5 protein-coding genes are annotated in these 6,090 nt (G+C 69.6%); 1 reads left to right on the forward strand and 4 read right to left on the reverse strand.

What is annotated here, in order from left to right:
* Positions 1-420: 420 nt before the first annotated feature.
* Positions 421-786 carry a PH domain-containing protein gene (locus ACWD0J_RS07110; RefSeq protein WP_451494743.1) on the reverse strand — a complete coding sequence of 122 codons (366 nt, stop codon included), beginning with the start codon at positions 784-786 and terminating at the stop codon, positions 421-423.
* A gap of 204 nt (positions 787-990) precedes the next feature.
* Here ACWD0J_RS07110 and ACWD0J_RS07115 point away from each other — a divergent pair, with 204 nt between their 5' ends.
* Complete coding sequence (locus tag ACWD0J_RS07115; RefSeq protein WP_451494744.1) at positions 991-2,337, forward strand: pectate lyase family protein; 1,347 nt, start codon at positions 991-993, stop codon at positions 2,335-2,337.
* 90 nt (positions 2,338-2,427) lie between these two features.
* Here ACWD0J_RS07115 and ACWD0J_RS07120 read toward each other — a convergent pair whose 3' ends face one another.
* The 3 genes from ACWD0J_RS07120 to ACWD0J_RS07130 form a co-directional block, all read right to left on the reverse strand.
* Positions 2,428-2,904 (reverse strand): hypothetical protein, encoded by a 477-nt coding sequence (locus ACWD0J_RS07120; protein WP_451494799.1) that lies wholly within the window; start codon positions 2,902-2,904, stop codon positions 2,428-2,430.
* Positions 2,905-3,016: 112 nt separating this feature from the next.
* A complete protein-coding gene (gene metG, locus ACWD0J_RS07125; RefSeq protein ID WP_451494745.1) occupies positions 3,017-4,633 on the reverse strand; it encodes a methionine--tRNA ligase in 1,617 nt (538 codons plus the stop codon).
* A 103-nt stretch (positions 4,634-4,736) separates the two neighbouring features.
* The coding region (locus tag ACWD0J_RS07130) for a VWA domain-containing protein (RefSeq protein WP_451494746.1) at positions 4,737-6,090 on the reverse strand (1,354 nt) is incomplete at its 5' end.

The raw sequence follows: 6,090 nt of genomic DNA on the forward strand, positions 1-6,090 counted from the left end.
CCGGGGTGCTGGTGGAAGATCCGGTGCATCACCTCGTGCGGGGAACTGGCCATGGCGATGTTCACTCGCCCGAGGGAGCGCCCGCCGTGGGCGGGAGGGGTGGGGCTTGGTGGGGTTTCTTTCCCTCTCGTGGTTCTTGGGGAAGAGCGCCGGGCCCACCGGAACACACGTGGTCGGACTCCGGTGAGAGGCCGCGTCCGGCCGCCGCGGTGGTGAGGGGCGGGACCCGGTTCGGGGCCCCGCGGTGCGCGGCCCTCGGTGACAGGCGGCCCCAGCTCGCGCTCACGCCGGACGTGTGGACGGTCTTCGTCACGTACGCGTCGCGGAGCCGATCCGGGAGGGGGCGTCGTCTCGCACCGGAACTCGGGCCGGCGGAGGGCAAGGAGGCCGCCCCTCTCGCGTCGAGCCCCCTCCGCTTGCCTACTTCGCGACGAACTGCGTGAGGATCGCCTGCACCTCGTAGATGTCGACGCCCTTGGTGAAGGTCTTCTGGATCGGGACGGAGTTGCCCGAGACCCAGATCTTCAGCTCGGCGTCGAGGTCGAAGGTGCCGGCGGTCTCCACCGCGAAGTGGGTGATGCTGCGGAACGGGATGGAGTGGTACTCCACCTTTTTGCCGGTGATGCCCTGCTTGTCGACCAGGAGCAGGCGACGGTCGGTGAACAGGATGACGTCACGCACCAGCTGGTACGCGGCCTGCACCTGCTCACCGGCGCCCAGCAGACGCGCGTAGTCCTGCTGCGCCTGGCTCGGGTCGACGGTGTGCGCGTTTCCGAACATTCCCATGTGGATCCCCCCACTCGAATCGGCTCATGTGCCCGGGTGCGTTCCGATACGCCCGGCTTCACATGATCTTCGTGTTGTATACCGCCCGGGGAGCGGCCGTGTACAGAGGCGCAGAAGATGTGATCGCGAGCGGCAACCCTTCCGTGACCTGCGGCCACTGACGGGATGACAGGACGTACCACCCACTCGTAAGGATCTCCCTTCGTGGCCTCCCCCTCCCACCGCCGGTCCCTCCGCAAGCGGCGCACCCTGATCGTCTCCGCCGCCGCCGTCGCGACCGCCGGCCTCGGCGCCTCCTTCCTCGTGCTGAACGCGAACGCGGACGCCGTCGACCTGTACCACCAGACGCCGGCCGCCAAGAACGGCTGGGCGTCCTCCGGGACCGGCACCACCGGCGGCGCGAAGGCCGACGCCGCGCACACCTTCACCGTCAGCACGCGCGCGCAACTGGTGAAGGCGCTGGGGTCGGTCTCCGACACCACCCCGCGGATCATCAAGGTCACGGGCACGATCGACGCCAACACCGACGACACGGGCAAGAAGCTGACCTGCGCCGACTACGCGGCGGGCACGGGCTACTCGCTGTCGGCGTACCTGAAGGCGTACGACCCGGCGACGTACGGCACCTCGAAGCTGCCGTCGGGGACGCAGGAGACGGCCCGCGCGGCGGCCCAGGCCAAGCAGTCCAGGAACATCGTGTTCAAGGTGCCGGCCAACACGACGATCGTCGGCGTCCCCGGCACGAAGGCCGGCATCACCGGTGGCAGCCTCCAGGTGAAGAACGTGGACAACGTCATCGTCCGCAACCTCACCTTCGCCGCCACCGAGGACTGCTTCCCGCAGTGGGACCCGACCGACGGCTCGGCGGGCGAGTGGAACTCCGCCTACGACTCCGTCACCCTGCGCGGGGCGACCCACGTGTGGGCCGACCACAACACCTTCACCGACGCGCCGTTCTTCGACAGTGCGGAGAAGACGTACTTCGGCCGGAAGTACCAGATCCACGACGGCGCCCTCGACATCACCAACGGCTCCGACCTGGTGACCGTCGAGCGGAACCAGTTCACCCACCACGACAAGACGATGCTGATCGGCAGCAGCGACACCGACAGCGTCGGCAAGCTGCGCGTCTCCATCCACCACAACGTGTGGAAGGGCATCGTCCAGCGCGCCCCGCTGGCCCGCATCGGCCAGATCCATCTCTACAACAACGTCTACGACACGACGGCGCTGAACGGCTACGCGCCGAAGTACAGCATCGACTCCCGCGCGAAGGCGCAGGTCGTCGCCGAGCACAACCACTGGACGGTCCCCGCCGGCGGCAAGACCGCCAAGCTGCTCAGCGGTGACGGCACGGGTGCGGTCGCGGGCGGCGGCAACCTCGTCAACGGCACGGCGACGGATGTCGTCGCCGCGTACAACGCCGCGAACTCGAAGAAGCTGAAGACGACGGTCAACTGGACGCCGACGCTGACGGCGGGCCTGGAGACGTCGGCGAAGAACCTGCCGGCCTCACTGGCGACGACCACGGGGGCCGGCGTTCTGAAGTAGCGCGTAGGTGAGGGGCCCGGGACGTGTTCCCGGGCCACTTCGCGGCACGCACGACACCGTGTGGGGGGCCGCCCCGGCTCCCGCGCCGCGTCAGGTGACGTACCGGCCGTCCCACGGTTCGCTGAATTCCAGGCGGTCCGGGTAGAGCTCGGCCCAGGACTCGCCCTCGTCCTCGCGGATCACCAGGCCGAAACGGACCCCGTCGACGGTGAGCTCGAAGGGGCGTACGGCGATGTCCGTGTAAGAGCGGCGGGGCAGGCTGCGCAGGAGCTTCGCCAGGTGGATGCGGGCGCGGCCGAGGACCGAGTCGTTGCCTTGCGGGGCGCGCTGCTGTTCGGCCCAGGTTCCGGCGCACCAGATCTCCGAGTCGCGGTAGTGGCCCTCGGCGTCGAAGGTGTGGAGGGCCACGTAGAGGCCTTTGTGTTCTTCCCAGCCCTCGTCGGGGCGGAAGCCCTCGGGGAAGGCGTACGTGATCGACGCGAGGAACTGACCGTCCGCGTACCGGCCGATGGACTCGGTGTGACGCCTGGGCACGTAGGCGATCGGAATGACCTCGGGTACTGCCATTGCCATGGCGGAAACCATACGGGTGGACCGGGACACACAGGTAGGGGGTACGGGTACGGCGAGGGCCCGGGAGCGGCTGCTGCTCCCAGGCCCTGTGCTGTGCGCGTGCGCGTTACGCCTTCGGCTTCTCCTCCAGGCGCGGGAAGAGCACCGCGCCCTTGGTGACGGTCGTACCGACCGGGAGCCTGCCCCACTCGCCGGCTTCCTGGACCCTCTGGTCCGCGAGGGAGCCCAGGGACGCCTGCGCGCCCAGGGAGTCCCAGAGCTTCTGGGAGGTGTCCGGCATGACCGGGTTCAGGAGCACGGCCACCGCGCGGAGCGACTCCGCCGCCGTGTAGAGGATCGTCGCCAGGCGGGCCCTGCCCTCGTCGCTGGTGTCCTTGGCCACCTTCCACGGTTCCTGCTCCGTGATGTAGCCGTTGACCTGCTTGACGAAGTCGAAGACGGCCAGGATGCCGCCCTGGAAGTCCAGCTCGTCGCCGATCTTCCGGTCGGCCTCCGCGACCGCCTTGGCGAGGCCGGCCCGGACCGCCGCCTCCGCCTCACCGGCCGCCGTCGCCTCGGGCAGGGCACCGTCGAAGTACTTGCCGACCATCGCCGCGACGCGGGAGGCGAGGTTGCCGTAGTCGTTCGCCAGCTCGCTGGTGTAGCGGGCGGAGAAGTCCTCCCAGGAGAAGGAGCCGTCCTGGCCGAAAGCGATCGCGCGCAGGAAGTACCAGCGGTACGCGTCCACGCCGAAGTGCGAGGTCAGGTCCTGCGGCTTGATGCCCGTCAGGTTCGACTTGCTCATCTTCTCGCCGCCGACCATCAGCCAGCCGTTCGCGGCGACCTTGCCGGGCAGCGGCAGGCCCTGCGCCATCAGCATGGCGGGCCAGATCACCGCGTGGAAGCGGAGGATGTCCTTGCCGACCAGGTGCACGTCGGCCGGGAAGGTCTCCTCGAACTTCTGCTGGTTCTCGTTGTAGCCGACCGCCGTGGCGTAGTTCAGCAGCGCGTCGATCCACACGTAGATCACGTGCTTCTCGTCCCACGGGATCGGGATGCCCCAGTCGAAGGTCGAACGGGAGATCGACAGGTCTTGCAGACCCTGGCGGACGAAGTTCACGACCTCGTTGCGCGCCGACTCGGGCTGGATGAAGCCCGGGTTCGCCTCGTAGTGGGCGAGCAGCTTCTCGCCGTACTCGCTCAGCTTGAAGAAGTAGTTCTCCTCGCTGAGGATCTCCACCGGCTTCTTGTGGATCGGGCACAGCTTCTGACCCGCGAAGTCACCCTCGCCGTCGAGCAGGTCGCCCGGGAGCTTGTACTCCTCGCAGCCGACGCAGTACGGGCCCTCGTAGCCGCCCTTGTAGATCTCGCCCTTGTCGTACAGGTCCTGCACGAACTCCCGGACGCGGTCGGTGTGCCGCTGCTGCGTGGTGCGGATGAAGTCGTCGTTCGCGATCTCCAGGTGCTCCCAGAGGGGCTTCCAGGCCTCCTCCACGAGCTTGTCGCACCACTCCTGCGGGGTCACCCCGTTCGCGTCCGCGGTGCGCATGATCTTCTGACCGTGCTCGTCCGTGCCGGTGAGGTACCACACCTTCTCGCCGCGCTGACGGTGCCAGCGCGTGAGCACGTCCCCTGCGACGGTCGTGTAGGCGTGGCCCAGGTGAGGAGCGTCGTTGACGTAGTAAATGGGGGTCGAGACGTAGTACGCCTTCGCCCCCTGCTTCTCGGTTCCAGTGGCCGCCATGCCCGAAATCCTACTGGGCCCGTGACGATCGGCTCACCTGCGTTTCGGCGTGGACGCGGGGGCGGACGAGAGATCCGTCCGCCCCCGCGGGGTGCCGCCGGCGCTACGGGCGCCAGGTCGCCAGGACGCCTTCGTAGAGCTCGGTGTCCGTGAGTTCGAGGGGGGTGGGGCCCGCGTGGAAGAAGGACGTGTTGTCGGTCTTCAGTTTGCGGAGGTAGTCGAAGGCCTTGTTCTCGTGCTCGCCGAAGGCGACGAAGGAGAAGAAGACGGCGGGGTGGGTCTTCGCGGCCTCGGTGAGGGCCTGGGTGGCGGGGGTCTTCGCGTCGGGGGCGCCGTCGGTCTGGAAGACGACGAGGGCGGGGGCGCCGGCGGGGGCGTGCTTCTCGTGGTGGGCGAGGACGTCCTCCACGGCCGCGTGGTAGCTGGTACGGCCCATGCGGCCGAGGCCGGCGTGCAGCTCGTCGATCTTGTTCTCGTACGCCGTGAGGGTGAGCTCGCCGGTGCCGTCGACCTCGGTGGAGAAGAAGGTGACGTGGACCGTGGCGTCCGGGCCCTCGGGGTCGAGGTGGGCGGCGAGGGCGAGGGTCTGCTCGGCGAGGGACTGGGCGGAGCCGTCCTTGTAGTACGGGCGCATGCTCGCGGAGCGGTCGAGGACGAGGTAGACCTTGGCGCGGGCGCCGGTGAGGTCCTTGGCGGTGAGGGTGGACGCGGCGGCGGTGTAGGCGGTGCGGAGGGTCGCCGGGACGTCGGCGGGTGCGGATGCCTGCGGCTGCGGGGCGTCGTCGGTGGCCTCGGCTTCGCCTTCGGTGTCGGCGCCGGTGTTCCCACCCGCACCACTCGTGCTGCTTTCGTCGTCGGCTGCGGGTGGCCCCTGTGGGGCGTCCTCGGCGGCTGCGGCTGCGGCTGCGGGCTCCGGGACGGACGGTGCGGATTCCTCTGCGACCGGGTCCTCTGCGACCGGGTCCTCTGCGACCGGTTCCTCAGCGACCGGTTCCTCAGCGACAGGGGCCTTGGACGCGGGCTTCTCGGCCTCGGGCTCCGGTTCCGGCTCGGGGGTTGCCTCCGCGACGGGCTCGGACTCGGGCTGGGGCTGGGGTTCCGGTTCCGGGGTTGCCTCCGCGACCGGCTCGGGCTCGGGCTCGGGGGTTGCCTCGACCGGCTTGGGCTCCGGCTCGGGGGTTGCCTCCGCGACCGGCTCGGGCTCGGGCTCCGTGACCGCTGGGGCCGGCTTCGAGGTCGGCTCGGGCTCCGGCTCGGACGGTGTGGGGTCCTCAGCGACCGGGGCCTCGGCCGCGGGCTTCTCGGGCTCAGGCTCCGGCTCCGGGGTCACCTGCGTGGCCGGTTCGGGCTTCTCCAGCTCGGGCTCCGGCTCCGGGGTCACCTGCGTGGCCGGTTCGGGCTTCTCCAGCTCGGGCTCCGGCTCCGGGGTCACCTGCGTGGCCGGTTCGGGCTTCTCC

Source organism: Streptomyces sp. NPDC003011 (genome assembly GCF_053591515.1).

Coding starts and splice junctions, on each gene's coding strand:
- metG (WP_451494745.1), bottom strand. CDS start 4,633: ATGGCGGCCACTGGAACCGAGAAGCAGGGGGCGAAGGCGTACTACGTC.
- ACWD0J_RS07120 (WP_451494799.1), bottom strand. CDS start 2,904: ATGGCAGTACCCGAGGTCATTCCGATCGCCTACGTGCCCAGGCGTCAC.
- ACWD0J_RS07110 (WP_451494743.1), bottom strand. CDS start 786: ATGGGAATGTTCGGAAACGCGCACACCGTCGACCCGAGCCAGGCGCAG.